The organism is Pseudomonas sp. BIGb0278, assembly GCF_024809895.1.
GTDB classification, from domain to species: domain Bacteria; phylum Pseudomonadota; class Gammaproteobacteria; order Pseudomonadales; family Pseudomonadaceae; genus Aquipseudomonas; species Aquipseudomonas shirazensis.
The window spans coordinates 130486-149959 of the sequence record NZ_JANUEL010000003.1 but is presented as its reverse complement, the minus strand read 5'-3'; the positions used below and the strand labels follow the sequence as shown (position 1 = coordinate 149959).

General features: G+C 61.8%; 18 protein-coding genes and 3 tRNA genes. 7 read left to right on the top strand and 14 right to left on the bottom strand.

All coding sequences use genetic code 11. The features are described 5' to 3' along the window. Positions 1-25 precede the first annotated feature (25 nt). On the top strand, positions 26-214 hold the full coding sequence (locus M2396_RS13285) for a hypothetical protein (protein WP_101317353.1): 189 nt from the start codon (positions 26-28) through the stop codon (positions 212-214). Positions 215-233: 19 nt separating this feature from the next. Here the strand turns inward: M2396_RS13285 and M2396_RS13280 are convergent, their stop codons facing one another. Further along, positions 234-653 (bottom strand): quorum-sensing-regulated virulence factor family protein, encoded by a 420-nt coding sequence (locus M2396_RS13280; protein ID WP_101317355.1) that lies wholly within the window; start codon positions 651-653, stop codon positions 234-236. 191 nt (positions 654-844) lie between these two features. Here M2396_RS13280 and M2396_RS13275 point away from each other — a divergent pair, with 191 nt between their 5' ends. From M2396_RS13275 to M2396_RS13265, 3 genes are all read left to right on the top strand, one after another. Then, positions 845-1555: a tRNA-uridine aminocarboxypropyltransferase gene (locus tag M2396_RS13275; RefSeq protein ID WP_150570870.1), complete on the top strand. Its 711-nt coding sequence runs from the start codon at positions 845-847 to the stop codon at positions 1553-1555. A 76-nt stretch (positions 1556-1631) separates the two neighbouring features. Further along, a complete protein-coding gene (gene erdR, locus M2396_RS13270) occupies positions 1632-2282 on the top strand; it encodes a response regulator transcription factor ErdR (protein ID WP_101317359.1) in 651 nt (216 codons plus the stop codon). A 72-nt stretch (positions 2283-2354) separates the two neighbouring features. After that, positions 2355-2717 carry a diacylglycerol kinase gene (locus M2396_RS13265; RefSeq protein WP_101317361.1) on the top strand — a complete coding sequence of 121 codons (363 nt, stop codon included), beginning with the start codon at positions 2355-2357 and terminating at the stop codon, positions 2715-2717. On the opposite strand, the gene finR is transcribed toward M2396_RS13265, so the two are convergent. Beyond that, positions 2714-3640: a LysR family transcriptional regulator FinR gene (gene finR / locus M2396_RS13260; RefSeq protein WP_101317363.1), complete on the bottom strand. Its 927-nt coding sequence runs from the start codon at positions 3638-3640 to the stop codon at positions 2714-2716. The two genes, M2396_RS13265 and finR, sit on opposite strands and share 4 nt — an antisense overlap. A gap of 121 nt (positions 3641-3761) precedes the next feature. Here finR and fpr point away from each other — a divergent pair, with 121 nt between their 5' ends. Beyond that, a complete protein-coding gene (gene fpr / locus M2396_RS13255) occupies positions 3762-4541 on the top strand; it encodes a ferredoxin-NADP reductase (protein WP_103436354.1) in 780 nt (259 codons plus the stop codon). Positions 4542-4616: 75 nt separating this feature from the next. Here the strand turns inward: fpr and tsaA are convergent, their stop codons facing one another. From tsaA to rimO, 5 genes are all read right to left on the bottom strand, one after another. Further along, positions 4617-5312 (bottom strand): tRNA (N6-threonylcarbamoyladenosine(37)-N6)-methyltransferase TrmO, encoded by a 696-nt coding sequence (tsaA, locus tag M2396_RS13250; protein WP_101317367.1) that lies wholly within the window; start codon positions 5310-5312, stop codon positions 4617-4619. Positions 5313-5318: 6 nt separating this feature from the next. After that, the gene (locus tag M2396_RS13245) at positions 5319-5780 is read right to left on the bottom strand and encodes a DUF1456 family protein (RefSeq protein ID WP_259075372.1); all 462 of its coding nucleotides are present in this window, start codon (positions 5778-5780) and stop codon (positions 5319-5321) included. A 49-nt stretch (positions 5781-5829) separates the two neighbouring features. After that, positions 5830-6540: an rRNA pseudouridine synthase gene (locus tag M2396_RS13240; RefSeq protein WP_101317371.1), complete on the bottom strand. Its 711-nt coding sequence runs from the start codon at positions 6538-6540 to the stop codon at positions 5830-5832. Between the two features lie 79 nt (positions 6541-6619). After that, entirely contained in the window at positions 6620-7102 is a 483-nt protein-coding gene (locus M2396_RS13235) for a GNAT family N-acetyltransferase (protein WP_259075370.1), read from the bottom strand. An 88-nt stretch (positions 7103-7190) separates the two neighbouring features. Then, a complete protein-coding gene (gene rimO, locus M2396_RS13230; RefSeq protein WP_101317375.1) occupies positions 7191-8528 on the bottom strand; it encodes a 30S ribosomal protein S12 methylthiotransferase RimO in 1338 nt (445 codons plus the stop codon). Between the two features lie 234 nt (positions 8529-8762). Here rimO and M2396_RS13225 point away from each other — a divergent pair, with 234 nt between their 5' ends. Next, complete coding sequence (locus M2396_RS13225) at positions 8763-10661, top strand: potassium transporter Kup (protein WP_150570872.1); 1899 nt, start codon at positions 8763-8765, stop codon at positions 10659-10661. Positions 10662-10696: 35 nt separating this feature from the next. Here the strand turns inward: M2396_RS13225 and M2396_RS13220 are convergent, their stop codons facing one another. The 5 genes from M2396_RS13220 to M2396_RS13200 form a co-directional block, all read right to left on the bottom strand. Beyond that, positions 10697-11989 (bottom strand): virulence factor family protein, encoded by a 1293-nt coding sequence (locus tag M2396_RS13220; RefSeq protein WP_220633220.1) that lies wholly within the window; start codon positions 11987-11989, stop codon positions 10697-10699. Then, positions 11989-14631, bottom strand: coding sequence for a bifunctional lysylphosphatidylglycerol flippase/synthetase MprF (mprF, locus tag M2396_RS13215; protein WP_259075367.1), 2643 nt, complete (start codon positions 14629-14631; stop codon positions 11989-11991). The genes M2396_RS13220 and mprF overlap by 1 nt, the downstream gene beginning before the upstream one ends. Before the next feature lie 251 nt (positions 14632-14882). Further along, a tRNA-Met gene (locus tag M2396_RS13210) sits at positions 14883-14959 on the bottom strand. A gap of 133 nt (positions 14960-15092) precedes the next feature. Then, a tRNA-Met gene (locus tag M2396_RS13205) sits at positions 15093-15169 on the bottom strand. Positions 15170-15302: 133 nt separating this feature from the next. Continuing rightward, a tRNA-Met gene (locus M2396_RS13200) sits at positions 15303-15379 on the bottom strand. 218 nt (positions 15380-15597) lie between these two features. Here M2396_RS13200 and dinB point away from each other — a divergent pair. Continuing rightward, the gene (gene dinB, locus M2396_RS13195) at positions 15598-16656 is read left to right on the top strand and encodes a DNA polymerase IV (RefSeq protein WP_259075826.1); all 1059 of its coding nucleotides are present in this window, start codon (positions 15598-15600) and stop codon (positions 16654-16656) included. A gap of 44 nt (positions 16657-16700) precedes the next feature. Here dinB and M2396_RS13190 read toward each other — a convergent pair whose 3' ends face one another. Both M2396_RS13190 and M2396_RS13185 read right to left on the bottom strand, forming a co-directional pair. Then, positions 16701-17654: a hypothetical protein gene (locus tag M2396_RS13190; RefSeq protein WP_259075366.1), complete on the bottom strand. Its 954-nt coding sequence runs from the start codon at positions 17652-17654 to the stop codon at positions 16701-16703. A gap of 21 nt (positions 17655-17675) precedes the next feature. Next, positions 17676-19391, bottom strand: coding sequence for a proline--tRNA ligase (locus tag M2396_RS13185; RefSeq protein ID WP_259075364.1), 1716 nt, complete (start codon positions 19389-19391; stop codon positions 17676-17678). Between the last annotated feature and the right edge of the window lie 83 nt (positions 19392-19474).

Below are 19474 nucleotides of genomic sequence, written 5' to 3'. Positions count from 1 at the left end.
AGCGCCAGGCGCGGGAGGTGGCCAGATGCATCGTTTGGTTATCGAAGTCGACCAACAGCTATACCGGCTGCTGGAAAACGCTGCGCGCGCGCATCACTGGAGTCTGGAAGTCGAGTGCCGGCGCCGGTTGGGCGGCGCAGAAGGGCACTCGAGGTATCTGCAGGCGTTGCTGGCAGAGTTGCGCGCCGAAGACGAGCAGCGGCGCGCCAAGTGAGGCCGTCAGCGGCAGACGATCACTTCTTCTTGTTGCCGGCCGTGCAGCTGGCAGCATCAAAGGCCTGGTCCATGACCGGGCTGTTGCTCTTGTACACCGTGAAGCGGTAAACCAGCACCGCGCCTTTGGACAGCAACTGACGGTAGCCATTGTTGCGGCAAACGCTGTCGCCCAGTTGGCTGCGCACCTGCTGCGGGTTGCTCTGCATGCGCTCGGCATGCTCCTGGCGTACGCTCAGGTGGTTGATCAGCGCTTTACCTTCAACGGTGTAACCCTGGTCGAGGATGTCTTCGTTGATAGCGCGAGGGGTGCCGACGCTGCTTTCCTTGGCGACCTTCTGCAACAACTGAGTCAACTCATACTCTTGCTTGGACGCGGCCTGGGCTGCGATGGGCAACATGAGCAGCAGGCTCAAGGTCGGGACGATAACACGCAGCATGGATCTCTCCTGATTCAATGACTGGCGCTTTGACCGGCACCTGCGGCTGGCGTTCCGTTGGCGCCGAGTGCTTGATTATAAGGCGCGCAGGCGCTGCACGGCAAAACAGCGCTGCTCTGATAGACTGGCGCCTTCGATTTGTGCCGAGTTGTTGAAGTGATCATCGTTAATCTGTCCTGCGGTGTGGCCTCGTGAGCCATGCGGTGGCGCGGCTGCGCGCCGAGCGCCTGGCCCGTAGCGTCAAACCCTTTGTAGCCCGTGGTTCGCGCGCGGTGCGCTGCGCCCACTGTCGGGTCATTGCCAGTCACTGCCTGTGTGCGCTGAAGCCTACTGTCACGGCTGAAGCGGGCGTGTGCCTGCTGATGCATGACACCGAGCCATTGAAACCGACCAATACCGGTTGGTTGATCGCTGATTTGATCGAAGACACCTCGGCCTTTGGCTGGCAGCGCACGGCGGTCGATCCCGCCTTGTTGGCGCTGCTGGAACAGCCGCAGTGGCAACCGTACATCGTCTTCCCCGGCGAGTTCGTCGCCGAGCAGCGGGTGGTCAATGAGGTCAGCCTGCCGCCCGGCAAGCGTCCGCTGTTCATCCTGCTCGACGCGACCTGGACCGAAGCGCGCAAGATGTTCCGTAAAAGCCCGTATCTGGACCGCTTCCCGGTGCTCAGCCTGGAAGCCGAACAGATGTCGCGCTACCGGCTGCGCCGCTCCAAGCGCGATGATCACTTCTGCACTGCCGAAGTGGCGGCGATGTGCCTGGAACTGGCTGGTGACGTGCGTGCGGCGCAAGCACTGGATGCCTATCTGGACGTGTTCAGTTTGCATTACCTGAGCGCCAAGCGGCATTTGCCGCTGGACCTGCAGGATGAACCGCATCAGCGCTTGCATACCTTTCTATAGTCCAAGGGGCAGCCGGCCGGGTTTGCTTCATAATGACGAGCACCGTGCCTCGGCACAGAACAGGATCGATTGATCGATGGCCACTTACGAAATCCTCATCGCTGATGACCACCCGCTGTTTCGCAGCGCCTTGCGCCAGGCGGTCACGCTGGGCCTGGGCCCGGACGTGCGGCTGGTCGAGGTGGCGAGCATCGCCGAGCTGGAAACCCACCTCGGCGACAAGTCCGACTGGGATCTGGTCCTGCTCGACCTGAACATGCCAGGCGCTTATGGCTTCTCCGGCCTGGTTCTGCTGCGCGGGCAGTATCCGCAGATTCCGGTAGTGATGGTCTCGGCCCAGGAAGAAGCGGCGGTGGTGGTCAAGTCGCGCGAGTTTGGCGCCAGTGGCTTCATTCCCAAGTCGAGCACCCTCGAGCAGATCCAGGACGCCGTGCAAAAAGTTCTCGATGGTGAGGTCTGGTGGCCGCCACAGGCATTCGAGAAAGTCGATGTTTCAGCCGAAGCCAAAGCCGCCAGTGAAGGCCTGGCAAGCCTCACGCCGCAGCAGTTCAGGGTGCTTACCATGGTTTGCGAAGGTTTGCTGAACAAGCAGATTGCCTACGAGCTGAGCGTCTCCGAGGCGACCATCAAGGCCCACGTCACGGCGATCTTCCGCAAGCTCGGCGTGCGTACCCGGACCCAGGCCGCGCTGCTGCTGCAACAGCTTGAATCAGTTGCCAGCAATTAAAACCTGCGGCTTCACGCTTTTTTGACCCGGCTCCGGCTAGCCTTCTGGCTTTTTTCTTGTGAAGTGACACCCATGTCGCCATTCAAAGGCCAGACCGGCCTTAAACGTATCTTCAACGCCGCCGGCTATTCGCTGGATGGGCTGCGCGCAGCATTCAAAGGCGAAGCGGCCTTTCGCCAACTGGTGCTGCTCAATGTGGTGCTGGTGCCAACTGCCTTCTGGCTGCCGGTCAGCCGCGCCGAGCGGGCCATCATGATTGCCGTGTGCATGCTCGGGCTGATCGTCGAGCTGTTCAATTCGGCGATCGAAGCCGCCATCGACCGTATCTCGCTGGACCGCCACCCGCTGTCGAAAAACGCCAAGGACATGGGTAGCGCTGCCCAGTTCGTGTCGCTGTTGATGGTGGCGCTGGTCTGGGGCGTGATCCTGCTCTAGGCAATCGGCGGTAGGACGATCTCGTCGCTGCGACGCACACCGGCGGTGAAGTTGCGGCACAGTTCAAGAAACTCGCGCATGGCTGAGGTCTGGTACTTCTGCTTGTGCCAGATGAAGTAGAACTGCCGCGACAGATCCAGCTCCGGTGTTTCCACGGCGACCAGGCTGCCACGGCGAAATGCATCGCGCAGGGCCAGCCGCGAGATACAGCCAATGCCCAGCCCCGACTCGACTGCGCGCTTGATCGCTTCGGTGTGTTCAAGCTCAAGGCGGATGTTCAGGTTGGCGCGGTGGTGGCGCATTTCCTGATCGAACGTCAGCCGCGTGCCCGAGCCCTGCTCGCGCAGGATCCAAGCCTCCTGGGACAGTGTGGCAATGTCTGCCCGGCCAGCCTTGGCCAGTGGATGCTGCGGTGCGCAGAACACCACCAGCTCGTCCTCGACCCACGGCTGCACCTCAAGGTCGGGGTGGTTGCAGTCACCTTCGATCAGACCCAGGTCAATTTCGTAGTGGGCAACCTGTTGCACAATGTGCGCAGTGTTCTGTACATGCAGTTTGACCTGGCTCTCCGGATGCATCTGCATGAAGCTGCCGATCAGCAAGGTTGCCAGGTAATTGCCGATGGTCAGGGTTGCCCCCACCGACAGCGAGCCGAAACCGGACTTGCCGTTGAGCAGGTCTTCGATTTCCTTGGCCTGGTCGAGCAGGGCCACTGCCTGGGGCAGCAATTGGTGACCCAGTGCATTGAGGCTCAGGCGTTTGCCGGCGCGGTCGAACAACTGGCAGCTGGACTGGCGCTCCAGTTCGGTCACCGAAGTACTGGCCGCCGATTGCGACAAGGCCAGTACGCCGGCGGCTTTGGACACGCTCTGGTGCTGGGCTACCGCGACAAAAACCTGCAGCTGACGAAGTGTAAAACGCATATCTATATAACCGATAAGACATATCTTGATAATCAACTTAACAGATATCGTCGCTGCCCCTAAACTATTGCGCAACTGTGCGCTTGGTCCGCGCTGCGTCTTTCTTCAGGAGCCACCTTAGATGAGCAACATGAACCACGAACGTGTCCTCAGTGTTCACCACTGGAATGACACCCTGTTCAGCTTCAAGTGCACCCGCGATCCGGGCCTGCGCTTCGAGAACGGTCAGTTCGTGATGATCGGTCTGCAGCAAGAAACCGGCCGTCCGCTCATGCGCGCCTATTCGATTGCTTCGCCGAACTGGGAAGAGCATCTGGAGTTCTTCAGCATCAAGGTGCCGGATGGCCCGCTGACCTCGCAGCTGCAGCACCTCAAGGAAGGCGATGAGATCATCATCAGCAAAAAGCCTACCGGCACCCTGGTACTGGATGACCTGAACCCGGGCAAGCACCTGTACCTGCTCAGCACCGGCACTGGCCTGGCGCCGTTCATGAGCGTCATTCAGGACCCGGAAACCTACGAGCGCTTTGAAAAAGTGATCCTGGTTCACGGTGTGCGCTACGTGAATGAAGTCGCCTACCGCGAGTTCATCACCGAGCACCTGCCGCAGAACGAGTTCTTCGGTGAGGCGGTACGTGAGAAGCTGATCTACTATCCAACCGTTACCCGCGAGCCGTTTGAAAACGAAGGCCGCCTGACCGACCTGATGCGCAGCGGCAAGCTGTTCAGCGACATCGGTCTGCCACCGATCAACCCGCAGGACGACCGTGCGATGATCTGCGGTAGCCCAAGCATGCTCGACGAAACCAGCGAAGTGCTCGACAGCTTCGGTCTGAAGGTGTCGGCGCGGATGCGCGAGCCGGGTGACTACCTGATCGAGCGCGCTTTCGTCGAGAAGTAAGGCGAGCGCGACAAAAAACGCAGACCGAGGTCTGCGTTTTTTTATGCCTGAGATTTGCCCGGTGGCCGCCTGCGGTCAGCTGTCGAGGGTGACTTCCAGCACCTGGATCCGGTCCAGTTGCGGGTAGTGCCAGCGTACCTGTACATCCCAGAACTTGACCCCGTAGACGCGCTCCGGTGGCGGTACCTGGTAGGCCGGACGCGGGTCCTGGGCCAGACACTGCTCAATCAGCTCAACCAGCGGCTCACCCAGGCGCAGCGCGTGCTCACGGGCTTGCAGCAAGGCCGCGTCAGCCCAGGCCACGCTGATCGGTGCAGGCGCCGCGCTGGCCATCAGGTTGATCGCATCGCTGACGCAATCTGCGTAGGGCACGTACGGCTTGATATCCAGCACTGGCGTGCCGTCGAGCAGGTCGATCCCGGACAGCAACAAGCGCCCAGGCTCTACCCCTTCCAGGCGCACCACTGACTGGCCGATACCGTTGGGCCGATGCGTGGCGCGGGTGGCGAACACGCCCATGCTCTTGTTGCCGCCCAAGCGGGGAGGGCGGACCTTGAGCCGTGGCTTGTCTTCCAGCGCCTGGTGAAACAGAAACAGCAGCCAGACATGGCTGACCTGCTCCAGGCCTGCCACCGCATCACCCTGATCGAACGGCGGCAACAGCTCGAGCACGCCACGCGCCGCCGGTGCCAGCTGAGGCTGGCGGGGGATGGCGAACTTCTCCTTGAAGCAGGAGCGGACAATGCCAACCGGCGCAACGCTATGCTGCATGCTCACTCAGCCGTGCACGCGCTGGGTCAGGCCCTTGAGGAAATTGCGCAGCAGTTGGTCGCCGCACGGGCGGTAATTGTCATGGCCAGCCTTGCGGAACAGGGCGCTCAGCTCTGGCTTGGTCACCGGGAAGTCGACCGACTTCAGAATCGCGTGCATGTCGTCTTCTTTAAGCTCGAAGGCGACCCGTAGTTTTTTCAGGACGGCGTTGTTGGTCACCGGTACTTCGATCGGCTGCGGTGGGCGCGACTCGTCGCAGCCGCGGCGATGGATCACCAGGCCATCGAGGAAGTGCGCCATGACTGCGTCCGGGCAACGCACATAGCCTTCCTCTTCTTCTTTCTTCATGTAGCTTGCGACTTCGTCGGCGGACACGGTAAGGCCGGACAGGCCGACGATCTCGATGATCTTGGCGTCATTGACCTTGAGCATGTAGCGCATGCTGCGCAGGACGTCATTGTGGTTCATTGTTGCAAATCCTGTTCAAAGCCGCGCCGAGCTGGCGCGGCGGTATTCCTTAGAAACGTTCGGTTGCTGCTACGTAGCGCCATTGGCCCAGCGGCAGCTTGCCCATCGACACACCGCCGACGCGGATGCGGCGCATGCTGACGATCTCCAGCTTCAGGCTGGCGCACAGGTCGCTGATATCGCCGCGCTGCGGGTTCTTCACTACCATGCGCAGGTGAGTTTCGTTCTGCCAGCTGGCCTTGGCCTTGGGCAGTTCGCGATCATTGCGCGACACGCCACGGGCAAGCCGCTCAAAGGCTTGCGGGGTGGCTTCGCCGCGCACCTCGATGATGAATTCCTGCTCGAGCTTGCGCAGATCGCGTTCGATCTTGCCGCTGACCTTCCAGTCCTGGGTGAACAACTGCAAGCCGCTGACGCCGCGCTCCAGCGGCGCCATGCAGGTCAGCCGGGTGAAGTGGCTGTGCAACGGGCGCACATCCTGGCTGTGGGCTTCGCTGAGGGTAGCCATGACCATGCTCGCGCGGGCGCTTTCCGGATCCATCCCGGCGGGTTGATTGAGCAGCAAGGTCACCAGTGCCGGCGCCTCGGCGCGGGCCCCTGGCAGCAGGGCGACCTGCTGGCCCTCGACCTTGAACTGGGGCTGCTCGACGACCACGCCATCCACCGTCACCCAGCCGCCTTCGATGTACTGCTCGGCCTCGCGGCGGGAGCAGCCGAGTTGCTCGATGAGGCGTTTGGACAGGCGTACGGGTTCAGACATGGAGACGATTCGCTAAAGGCAGATTAAGACCTGCCATTGTACCTGCCCGCGCGTTGTTGAGGGCCGGGAATCTGCTGCTTTAACGGTGTTTGTCAGCACCGTGGTCGCCACTGCGGTCGCGCAGACGAAGGTGCAGCAAGGGATACGGCTGACCGAGGCCGTCCTGCTCCGAGCGTCCGATAATTGCAAAGCCCTCGTGCAGGTAGAAGCCCAGCGCCTGCGGGTTTTGCTCGTTGACGTCCAGATGGTCGGCGTTCAGTTCGCTGATGGCGTGGCGCAGCAGGAGCTTGCCGACACCTTTGCCGCGGTGCTCGGGGCCGACGAAGAGCATGGCGACCTGACCATTGGCGACCCCGGCGAAGCCGAGAATGCGCTGACGCACGTCCTTGCAGCAGATCAGCATGACCGCATCGAGGTACTTGGCCAGGATGTGATCGCGCAGCAGCAGGATGTAGGCATCCGGGAGAAAGTCGTGGGTGGCGCGGACCGAAGCTTCCCAGACGCGGATCAGTTCCGGGTAGTCGCTGGCGCGAGGGGTTTGCAGGGTGAACAGGGCTGGCATCGCGGCAGTCTCTAGTGCTGATTGCAGAACCATAGATGCTTAGTGCAGGCTTTGCTGGTTGGGGCCGCAATACGGCCCCAAGCAATCGTCAGACCGGCTCGGCCCACATGTCGTATTCGTCGGCATCCACGATCCGGCAACGGACCTTGTCGCCCGGCTTGAAGCCATGGTCGCCATCGATGAACACGCTACCGTCGATCTCTGGGGCATCGAAGAAGCTGCGGCCAACCGAGCCTTGTTCTTCGACTTCGTCGATCAGCACTTCGATCTCACGACCGATGCGCAGTTGCAGACGGGCGGCGCTGATGGCTTGCTGATGGGCCATGAAACGGTCCCAGCGGTCCTGTTTGATGTCGTCCGGCACTTCATCCAGGCCCAGATCGTTGGCCGGCGCGCCTTCGACCGGCGAGTACTGGAAGCAGCCGACGCGGTCGAGCTGGGCTTCGGTCAGCCAGTCGAGCAGGTACTGGAAGTCTTCTTCGGTCTCGCCCGGGAAGCCGACAATGAACGTTGAGCGGATCACCAGCTCAGGGCACTGCTCGCGCCAGTTCTTGATCCGCGCCAGGGTGCGGTCTTCGAACGCCGGGCGCTTCATCGACTTGAGCACTTTAGGGCTGGCGTGCTGGAACGGGATGTCCAGGTACGGCAGGAGCTTGCCAGCGGCCATCAGCGGAATCACGTCGTCGACGTTCGGGTATGGATACACGTAGTGCAGACGCACCCAGACGCCCAGGCTGCTCAGCGCTTCGCACAGCTCGAGCATGCGGGTCTTGACCGGGCGGCCGTTCCAGAAATCGGTCTTGTACTTGACGTCGACGCCGTAGGCGCTGGTGTCCTGGGAGATCACCAGCAGCTCCTTGACCCCGGCCTTGACCAGGCGCTCGGCCTCGCTCAGCACGTCACCTACCGGGCGGCTGACCAGCTTGCCGCGCATCGACGGGATGATGCAGAAGCTGCAGCTGTGGTTACAGCCTTCGGAGATCTTCAGGTAAGCGTAATGACGCGGGGTCAGCTTGACGCCTTGCGGTGGCACCAGGTCGATCAGCGGATTGTGGTCCTGGCGCGGTGGCACCACTTCATGCACGGCGTTGACCACCTGCTCGTACTGCTGCGGACCGGTGACCGACAGCACGCTTGGGTGCACGTCACGAATGTTGCCCTCGGCGACGCCCATGCAGCCGGTGACGATGACCTTGCCATTGGCTTTGATCGCTTCGCCGATCACTTCCAGCGACTCGGCCTTGGCGCTGTCGATGAAGCCGCAGGTGTTGACCACCACGACGTCGGCGTCCTCGTAGGTCGGCACGACTTCATAGCCTTCCATGCGCAGCTGGGTGAGGATGCGTTCAGAGTCGACCAGAGCCTTGGGGCAGCCGAGCGAAACGAATCCTACCTTGGGCACGGTAGAAGCAGGGGTGGTGGACATAGCTAACCTCGGTATTGAATGCGGCTGCAGCGCCGGTGGCGCAGCAATCGTGACGGGCGCTAGCGGCGCCTCTGATCAAAAAGTGCGCAATTCTAGCGAGCACAAGGTCGCTTGACCAGCAGAAATACGACGAACGCTGCGCTATGCTTCGCGCCATTGCAGCGAGGTCCATGTTGGACCTGGCTGCGGGTTCGAATTCTATTGGTCCGATGTGGCCGTCTGCGGGAGTGGTCGATGGTTCAGGCAAGCAGTCACGCCCAAGCGGGGCAAGGGGTCGCGCGCCCGATTGGCCTGCTGGTGGCAGCTGTTGGGGTGGTCTATGGCGATATCGGCACCAGCCCGCTTTATACGCTCAAGGAAGTGTTTTCCGGCGGCTACGGGGTGCCGGTCAACCATGATGGTGTGCTCGGCATCCTGTCGTTGATCTTCTGGTCGCTGATCTGGGTGGTGTCATTCAAGTATGTGACGTTCATTCTGCGTGCCGACAACCAGGGCGAGGGCGGCATCATGGCCCTCACCGCGTTGGCCACGCGGGCTTCAGCGCCTTATCCGAAACTGCGCATCGTCATGATCGGCTGCGGCCTGGTCGGTGCCTCGTTGTTCTATGGCGACAGCCTGATTACCCCGGCGGTATCGGTGTTGTCGGCGGTCGAGGGCATGGGGCTGGCGTTCGACGGCATTGACCACTGGGTGGTACCGATTGCCGTGGTGGTGCTGGTGGCGCTGTTTCTGGTGCAAAAGCACGGTACGGCCAAGATCGGCATCCTGTTCGGGCCGGTGATGGTGCTCTGGTTCGCGGTGCTGGCGCTGCTCGGCCTGCATGGCATCGTGCAGAGCCCGGAGGTGATCAAGGCGCTGAACCCGGCCTGGGCGGTCAACTTCTTCGTGGTGCATCCGGGCATGGGTGTGGCCATTCTCGGCGCGGTGGTGCTGGCGTTGACTGGCGCCGAGGCGCTGTATGCCGACATGGGCCACTTTGGCCGCAAACCGATTGCCCGCGCCTGGTTCATCCTGGTGCTGCCGGCCCTAGTGCTGAACTACTTCGGGCAGGGCGCATTGCTGCTGCAGGACCCGGAAGCGGCGCGCAATCCGTTCTACCTGCTGGCTCCGAGCTGGGCGCTGTTGCCGTTGGTCGGCTTGTCCACCCTGGCCACGGTGATCGCTTCCCAAGCCGTGATTTCTGGAGCCTTCTCGTTGACGCGCCAGGCGATTCAGCTCGGTTACATCCCGCGCATGCAGATCCAGCACACCTCCAGCGACGAGCAGGGGCAGATCTACATTGGTGCGGTGAACTGGGCGCTGATGATCGGCGTTGTGCTGCTGGTGATCGGCTTTGAATCATCCGGCGCGTTGGCTGCGGCCTACGGCGTAGCGGTGACCGGTACCATGCTGATGACCACACTGCTGGTGGCGACGGTGATGCTGCTGTTGTGGAAATGGCCGCCACTTCTGGCAGTGCCGATCCTGATCGGCTTCCTGTTGGTCGATGGGCTGTTCTTTGCCGCCAACCTGCCCAAGGTAGTGCAGGGCGGCGCCTTCCCGGTATTGGCAGCGATTGCCTTGCTGTTGTTGATGACGACCTGGAAGCGCGGCAAGCAGATCCTCGTGGAGCGCATTGACGAAGCCGCGCTGCCGCTGCCGATCTTCATCAGCAGCATCCGCGTGCAGCCGCCGCATCGGGTCGAGGGCACTGCGGTGTTTTTGACCGCGCGGCCAGACGCCGTGCCTCATGCGCTGTTGCACAACATGCTGCATAACCAGGTTCTGCATCGTCAGGTGGTGTTGTTAACGGTAGTCAGCGAAGACCGGCCGCGGGTGCCGGAGCAAGAGCGCTTCGAGGTCGAAGCCTATGGCGATGGGTTCTTCCGGGTGCTCCTGCACTTTGGCTTCATGGACGAGCCGGACGTGCCGCAGGCACTACGCTTGTGCCATCTGGACGAGCTCGACTTTAGCCCGATGCGCACGACTTACTTCCTGAGTCGCGAGACGGTTATCGCCTCACGTCTAGAAGGCATGGCGCGCTGGCGCGGGGCGTTGTTCGCATTCTTGCTGAAGAACGCCAACGGCAACCTGCGCTTCTTCAACCTGCCGTTGAACCGGGTGATCGAACTGGGCACTCAGGTCGAGATTTGAAGTAACCGGGGCCGCAATGCGGCCCCGATTACTACTCAGTTCTGTTCAGCTACGTTGGTTTTGCCCTGGCGCGTCTCGATCTCGCCGATCAGGCGCTTGGCCAGTGCCGGGTAGTTCTCATCGAAGTGGTGGCCACCCGGCAGTTTCAGGCGCTCGCCAACTGCAGTGTGCTCGGTGCAGCCGCTCTCGTCGGCCTCTTCGACACCATAGATGCATACAACCTTGGCCGCAGGCATACGGGCCATTTCCGGGCCGGTCGGTGCTTCCTGGCCTTCCTTGCCAAGCCAGCCTTCGACTTCGATCTCGAAACTGCCGCTGCGGGCAAACGCCAGCAGGATCACCGCATCCACGCGCTGCTGATCCTCTGCTGGCAGGCGGTTGTAGATCGCCGGCAGTACGTCGGCGCCGAACGAATAGCCGGTCAGGACAAAGCGCTTGGTGCCCCACTTTTGCCGGTAGTGCTGCATCAATTCGGACAAGTCGATGGCGCTCTGTTCCGGGGTCTTGTGCTGCCAGTAATAGCGCAGCGTGTCGATGCCGACCACCGGATAGCCGAGTTTGGCCATTTCGCCTGCTACATCGCGGTCAAGGTCGCGCCAGCCACCATCTCCGGAAAGGAACAGGGTCACGGTATCAGTGGTTTGCCCGGCAGGCACTTCCACCACCGGGATGCTCAGCGCGTTGCCGTCGTGGCCGACCAGAACCTGGGTCAGCTGACCCTTGAGCACCTGCGGCAGATGGATGTCGTAGTCGCTGATGCTGGTTTCGGCGTTGTTTTGATCACGGACGAAGGCGGCGCTGGCGTCATCCGGGTTGTCGTTCCAGGCGACATTCCAGTGGCCATGGGCAGCGCTTTTCGGTAGTGCCGGGCAGCCGGGTTGCTCAAGCTTGAAGTCGACCGAGATGGCGCGGGCCTTGTCATCGGTCTGGCTGGACAGCCAGCGCCAGGCTTGCGCTGCGCCAGGGCCGATGCCGGCAACCACGGTCGGTGCGCCGCCCAGATGGCTGATGGCCTGATCCAGCGCCTGTTGCTGCTTGGCGCAATCGACAGGTGGCAGGGTCACCTGCACCAGCTGCGCTTCGCCGGCCTGGCTCAGGTCGAGCAGTTGCTTGTCGCTGAGCGCCTGATCTTCAGGCACGCCAATCGCCACGCGGGTTTTGGCGGTGACTGCAGGTGTGGCTAGAACCAGGCTGCTGCCATCGGTCAGGGTCAGGTGCTCGACCTGAGCCTCCGGCGCCGGCCGGGTCCACAACCAGAACCACACGGCGGCACCCGCCAGGGCAAGCAACAAAGCGATCAATAGGTAGTGCCAATAGCGTCGAATCATCAGCGTTTCACCAATCCAGTCAGGCCGCCAGCGATCAGGGCGGCAGTGTCAGCCAATGCCACCAGCGGGTCCAGCCCGGCTGGCACGGCCATGTAACGAGGTTCCCAGTCTGGCTGGAACTTGTCCTTGAAACGGCGCAGACCCTGGAAGTTGTACAGCTGCTCGCCGCGCTGGAACACCAGCGAACCCAGGCGCTGGGTCAGCGGTGCGCCACGTCGCGGCTGCAGGCCGGAGAGCGGGACCATGCCCAGGCTGAAACGCCCGTAGCCATGGTTTTTGTAGTGCAGGATCAAGCCGATCATCATGAACTCCATGGTCAGCTTCGGCGCTTCAGGGTGCGCGCGCATCAAGTCGAGGCTGGCCAGCTCCAGGCTGTGTGTCTCGAGCAGGTTGGCGAACGCCACCGGACGACCTTGGAAGCGGATCAGGGCGATGCGGAAGTGCTGTAGGTATTCCGGGCTGAAACGGCCCAGCGAAAAGCCTTTCTCGCGCACGTTCTTGCCGCTGAGCCAGGCGTCCGAGATTTCCTTGAGCTCGTCCAGTGGTGCTTGGCCAGGTTCGTGTACTTCCAGGCTCAGGCCGTCGCGGCCACCGCGGTTCCAGGTGTAGCGCAGGTCTTTCATCTCCTTGCCTTTGGCTTCCAGATCGAAGCGGCGCAGATCAACCCGCGCTTCTTCGCCAAGCTTGAGCGCGGTCAGGCCGATGTCCATGTAGAAAGGCAGGTTCTCGGCGCGTACCTGGTAGAACACCGGGCGGGCATGGTGCACGTCGCACAGGTCACGGAACTGCCAGATCATCTCGGCGCGCTCCTGAGCAGGGCCAATCGGGTCGTACAGTGCGACCAGGCTACGGCCACGGCGGGCATACATGATGAAGGCGTTGTCGTTGGGGTGGAACAGCAGCGCCTTGTCGCCGGTCAGGGCCAGGCCGCCGTCTGGTTGATCGGACGCCAGCAGGATCTGCCGGGCCCGTTCCAGGTCATCGGCGGTCGGCAGATGGATCACCGGCCGCGCCGTGCGCAACAACCAGGTCAGGGCGACGAACACCAGCAGCACCGCGCTGCCCATGGCTGCGCGCAGGCCGCGTGGGGCGTCGGCATCGAGGGTGAACTGCCACCACAGCTGATGGCTATAGGGCACGTCCTGATAGGCGAACAGCAGCAGCCAGACCGATGCGCCGATAACGCAAGCACTGGCGACCAGATACACCGGCGAAAACGGCAGCTCGAGCAGGCGGCTCGGCCGGTAGAACGAGCGTCGGAACACCGCCAGCAGGACTGCGGTGAACGTCAGCACGCAGGCTTCTTCCCAGTCGAAGCCTTTCAGCAGCGACAGCAGCGCGCCCACCAACAGCAACACCGTGGTCAGCAACCAGGCAGCGGACAGACGTCGGCGCAGGCCCTGGGCCAGCAGCAGGCAAAGCACGCCGATCAGGCTGGCGCCGAAGTGCGAGGCGTCGATCAGCCGGTGCGGTACCAGAAAGCCCATGTGTTCGAGGCGCGTGTCGATCTCCGGTGTGGCGCCGGAAAACAGCAGCACCACGCCGGACAGAAACACCAGAATCGCCAGCACTGGTGCAGCCAGCCCGGAAGCGGCCTTCAGTGCCTGCTGGGCGAACAGCAAGCGGCGGGCTTCGTTGGCCAGCAGCAGAACGCAGGCCAGCAGCAGCGGCAACACCACGTAGATCAAACGGTACAGCAACAACGCTGCTGCCAGTGGCGCCGCGCCAAGCTGATCGGCAAAAGCGGCCAGCAGGATCGCTTCAAACACACCAACGCCACCCGGCACATGGCTGAGCACGCCCGCTGCCAGTGCCAGCAGGTACACCAGCACAAACGCGCCAAACGGCGGCGCCTCAGGCAGCAGCAGATACAAAACTGTGGCGGCAGCCGCAACATCAAGTGCGGTGATCAGCAGTTGCAGGCCGGTCAGGCGCGCGCCGGGCAGGCGCAGCGTGCGCCGACCGAGCTTGACCAGCAGGCTGTCAGCCAGCGGCTGCTCGGCCAACCGGCGCCGATAGAGGCCGGCGACCAGCAGTGCACTCAGCATCAGTACCGCAATGGCGATGGCCGCCAATACACCGGCCGGCATGCGTAAGGCGATTGCTGCCGCAGGCAAGTTGCTCAGCGTTGCCAGTGCTGCCAAAGGGGGCAGGGCGCAGCCCAGCGACAGGCTGGCGAATACCGTCATCCGCGCCACTTCACCGGCACCCAGACCATGGCGGGCATACAGCCGATAACGCACCGAGCCACCCGACAGTATCGACAGGCCAATTGCATTGCCAATGGCGAACGCACTGAAACCGCCCAGCACCAGGGTTGCGGCTGGCAGCTTAACGGCGGCGTAGCGGCTGGCAGACCATTCATAACCAAGCAGGATCACGAAGCCGACCACGGTCGCTAGCAGTGCACCGAGCATGGCCTGCTTCGGCACGCTGAGAATGGCGTCGTGCAGCGCATAGATATCCAGCTCACTGAGCAGGTGACGGCAGGCAATCAAGGCCATGCCGAACAACAGCAGGGTCAGTACCAGAACGATCGGTTGCCGGTACCGGCTCAGCCGCTCGAGCCAGGGCAGGCGTTGGGCAGCCACCGGCAGCGCCGCTGTGAGTGGCGTCTGGGGATCAGGGGTATGGGCGGTCATGAGTTACCTCGGGCCGACAGCGCGAGGTGAGAGAAAGGTGCGGCCAAGTGGAAGTCCCTTAGGAAAACGTATCCAGATATTACTCCTGCCGGAGGCGCTTGCAGCGGTCCGACGGGGTTAAAGATAGTTCATCCATTAGGGCTGGCCAGGGTGTGGCAAAAGGCGAGGGCAGGCTGATCGGGGATTTTCAGAACCCCAGAAACAACAAACCCCGCACTGTTTAAAACAGTGCGGGGTTTGTTCTGACGATTTGGTTGCGGGAGCCGGATTTGAACCGACGACCTTCGGGTTATGAGCCCGACGAGCTACCAGACTGCTCCATCCCGCGTCAGTGGGGCGCATTCTACGCATTACTGGCACTAGGTCAAGTCTTCCACGCTGATGCAGCGTAAATAACTTAAAAGCACAACGTGCAGACGAAAAAAATGGCCGCTGTTTTCACAGTGGCCATTTTCTCTGTTTGGTTGCGGGAGCCGGATTTGAACCGACGACCTTCGGGTTATGAGCCCGACGAGCTACCAGACTGCTCCATCCCGCGTCTGTGGGGTGCACTATACCCTGATTCGCGCTGATGTCAAGCTTACCCTTTGATTTAGAACAAATTATTCTAGGACAGCTTTATTTGAAGCAAAGAAAAAGGCCACTGTTTGCACAGTGGCCTCTTCTATATTTGGTTGCGGGAGCCGGATTTGAACCGACGACCTTCGGGTTATGAGCCCGACGAGCTACCAGACTGCTCCATCCCGCGTCTGTGGAGTGGATTCTACGCCCTGGCGCTGCGCAGTCAAGCTATTTCTCAGGGAAATCCTTTTCTGTTCAATCTGTTAGCGTCTCAATTAAGCGCCGGGCTCAGCAACGGCGGGCATTCCAGGCCAATTGTCGAATAGCAGAGTGCGCACGGTGCCAGCGCGTGGCGGTTACGGTAATATCTGTATGAATTTACAGTGCTGACGGTCATCCATGTCTTTGCGCAAGATCATCCATGTCGACTGCGACTGCTTCTACGCTGCGATCGAAATGCGTGACGACCCGAGCCTGGCTGGCCGGCCGATGGCGGTGGGTGGCTCGGCGGAGCGGCGCGGGGTGATTGCCACCTGCAACTATGAAGCGCGCGCCTATGGGGTACGCTCGGCAATGTCCTCGCGCCACGCGCTTAAACTCTGCCCTGACCTGTTGATCGTCAAGCCGCGTTTCGAGGCCTACCGCGAAGCCTCACGCGAGATCCAGGCGATCTTTCGTGACTACACCGAGCTGATCGAGCCGCTGTCGCTGGATGAAGCCTATCTGGATGTCAGCGACAGCTCGTGGTACGGCGGCAGCGCCACGCGGATTGCTGAGGATATCCGCCAGCGCGTCGCCAAGTCCTTGCACATCACGGTTTCAGCAGGAGTTGCGCCAAACAAGTTCCTGGCCAAGATTGCCAGCGACTGGCGCAAGCCCAACGGACTGTTCGTGATTACCCCCGGCGAGGTGGAGGCGTTTGTTGCCGCGCTGCCAGTGGCTCGCCTGCATGGTGTGGGCAAGGTCACCGCCGACAAACTGACCCGGCTGGGTATCGAGACCTGCATGGACATGCGCGAATGGTCAAAGCTGGCGCTGGTGCGCGAGTTCGGCAGTTTTGGTGAGCGTTTGTGGGGGTTGGCCCGTGGTGTGGATGAGCGCGCTGTGCAGAATGACAGCCGGCGTCAGTCGGTCAGTGTCGAAAACACCTACGATACCGATCTGCCTGATCTGAACAGCTGCCTGGCCAAATTGCCTGAGTTGCTCGATAGCCTTAATGAGCGGGTCGCGCGGATGGACAGCAGCTATAAAGCCGACAAGCCATTCGTCAAGGTCAAGTTTCATGACTTCACGCAGACGACCATGGAGCAGGCGGGTGCCGGGCGCGATCTGGAGAGTTACCGACAGTTGCTGAGCCAGGCGTTTGCCCGAGGTGGCAAGCCGGTGCGGTTGCTTGGAGTAGGGGTGCGCTTGCGCGATCTGCGCGGGGCGCATGAGCAGCTGGAGTTGTTTGCGCAATCTTGAGGGTGCGTCAGCAAGGCCGCCAGGCGGCCCTGTGACGAAGGCGATTATTGTCCGCCTGGATCTGCTACCAGTCGCCCGGTCTGTTTGGTCAGTGCCTGCAAGAATTCCTGCTGCAGTTCAGGATCATTGCGGGTCAGTTCAATCAGGCTCTGCTCAAGCTCACTGGCTTCTTCTTCCAGGCCAAGCTCGGACAGCCGCTTGACCCGGTGAACCCACTGGCTGACATCGTCGTCTTCAAGGTCATCGAAGATCAGGTGCCGTGCTTCGACCAGTTTGTTGCGCAGCGTGCCGCTGACCAGCAGGCTGGCGTCGCCGCGAATGCCGTTGTCCTCGTCGACCACCTGCAGGTGCAGGGTGCCTACGCGGCCGAGATTCTGCTCGGAAAACGGCGCATCCAGCAGGTTCAGCCGCAGCACACCGTTACGGTCGGTGGTCAGCTCATGGTTGAGCTTGCCAGCCTTGACCTCGACCAGGCGCTCGCTCCAGGGCAGGTTGGTGGATTCTTCGCGCTTGGCTTTCTCCACCTCGCTGATGCCCGCCAGGTTCTGCTGGGCACGGCCGTTGGATTGCACGTTCATGAATGGATTGAGCCCGGCAACGCCATAGCTCAGCCAGTCATGAGTGACGCTTTGCGGCAGGTTGCCCAAGGCGAACACATTGACCACATTGGCACCTACTCCGGCCACCGCCGCGACCGCGCCCAGCGGGATCTCGTAGATCTCCCGCCAGGGCTGGTAAGGGGTGTAGCGGTCGTAGCGGCGGGTCACTTCGAACTCGGTGACTTCGAAGCGCTGCTGCTCGTGAACGCGCACGCGCCGTTGCGGAAGCTCCATTACCTTGGGCTCGCCAACGTCGATCTGCAGACTGTGCTCGAGCAACTTGCGCTCGACGCGTTCTTCATGCTCGCTGCGCTGGGACATCTGATTGGCGCAGCCGCTGACGAACAGGGCGCCGCAGAGTGCGGCGCCCCCCAGGGTAAAGGTACTTCGCTTGTACATGTTCACTCGCGCATTGAGCTATCAGCGACGGATGCGGGCTTGCAGGAAGGTCAGCACTTCATTGACCGGCAGCGCCTGGGCGTCCTGCTCGGTGCGGTGCTTGTATTCCAGATTGCCATCGGCCAGACCGCGGTCACTGACCACGATCCGGTGCGGGATGCCGATCAGTTCCATATCGGCAAACTTGTTGCCTGGGCTGGTCTTCTTGTCACGGTCATCGAGCAGCACTTCGAAGCCTGCAGCGGTCAGTTCGGCGTACAGCTTGTCGGTCGCCTCACGCACCACCTCGGTTTCGTAGCGCAGCGGTACCAGAGCGATCTGGAACGGCGCCAGGGCATCGTTCCAGATGATCCCTTTGTCGTCGTAGCTCTGCTCGATGGCAGCAGCAACCACGCGCGAAACGCCGATGCCGTAGCAACCCATCGACAGTACTACTGGCTTGCCGTTCTCGCCGAGTACCTGGCACTTGAGCGCCTCGCTGTACTTGGTGCCGAGCTGGAAGATATGCCCGACTTCGATGCCGCGCTTGATCACCAGGGTGCCCTGGCCATCTGGGCTTGGGTCACCGGCAACCACGTTGCGCAGGTCGGCTACTTCAGGCACTGGCAGGTCACGCTCCCAGTTGACGCCGAAGTAGTGCTTGTCGTCGATGTTGGCGCCGATGCCGAAATCGCTCATCAGGGCCACCGAGCGGTCGATGATGATTTCCAGCGGCAGGTTCAGCGGGCCCAGCGAGCCTGCACCGGCGCCAATGGCGTCACGCAGCTCGGCGTCGCTGGCCATGACCAGCGGTTCGGCAACCTGCGGGAGCTTGGCGGCCTTGATTTCGTTGAGTTCGTGATCGCCGCGCACGATCAGGGCAATCAGCTTGCCTTCTTCAGCGCCGCGCACGATCAGGGTCTTGACCGTCTTCTCGATTGGCAGGCCATGGTTTTTGACCAGTTGGGCGATGGTCTTGGCGTGCGGAGTATCGACCAGGCGCAGCTCTTCGGTTGGCGCCGGGCGCACGCTTTCGCGTGGGATGGCTTCGGCTTTTTCGATGTTGGCGGCGTAGTCGGAGCTGTCGCTGAAGATCACGTCGTCTTCACCGGTAGCGGCCAGGACGTGGAATTCGTGCGAGTAGTTGCCACCGATCGAGCCGGTATCAGCCTGCACTGGGCGGAAGTTCAAGCCCAGGCGGGTAAAGATGTTGCTGTACGCCTGATGCATGCGGTCGTAGGTTTCCTGCAGGGAAGCCTGGTCGGCATGGAACGAGTAGGCGTCCTTCATGATGAACTCACGGCCGCGCATCAAACCGAAGCGTGGGCGGATCTCATCGCGGAATTTGGTCTGGATCTGGTACAGGTTGAGCGGCAGCTGTTTATAGCTGGACAGCTCGTTGCGGACCATGTCGGTGATCACTTCTTCGTGAGTCGGGCCAACACAGAAGTCGCGGTTGTGCCGGTCTTTCAGGCGCAGCAGCTCTGGGCCGTACTGTTCCCAGCGGCCAGATTCCTGCCACAGCTCGGCTGGCTGGATGCTCGGCATCAGCACTTCAAGCGCGCCGGCGGCGTTCATTTCTTCGCGGACCACGGCTTCGACCTTGCGCATTACCCGCAGGCCCATCGGCAGCCAGGTGTACAGGCCGGAGGCCAGCTTGCGGATCATGCCGGCGCGCAGCATGAGCTGATGGCTGATGACCACTGCATCGGCAGGGGTTTCTTTTTGGGTGGCGAGCAAATATTGACTGGTGCGCATGGGGGGCCGTGTCGATTGCCTAAGACGTTGAAATGACCCCGCATTCTACGGGGGCGAAACGAAAGCGTACAGGATGCCGCAGC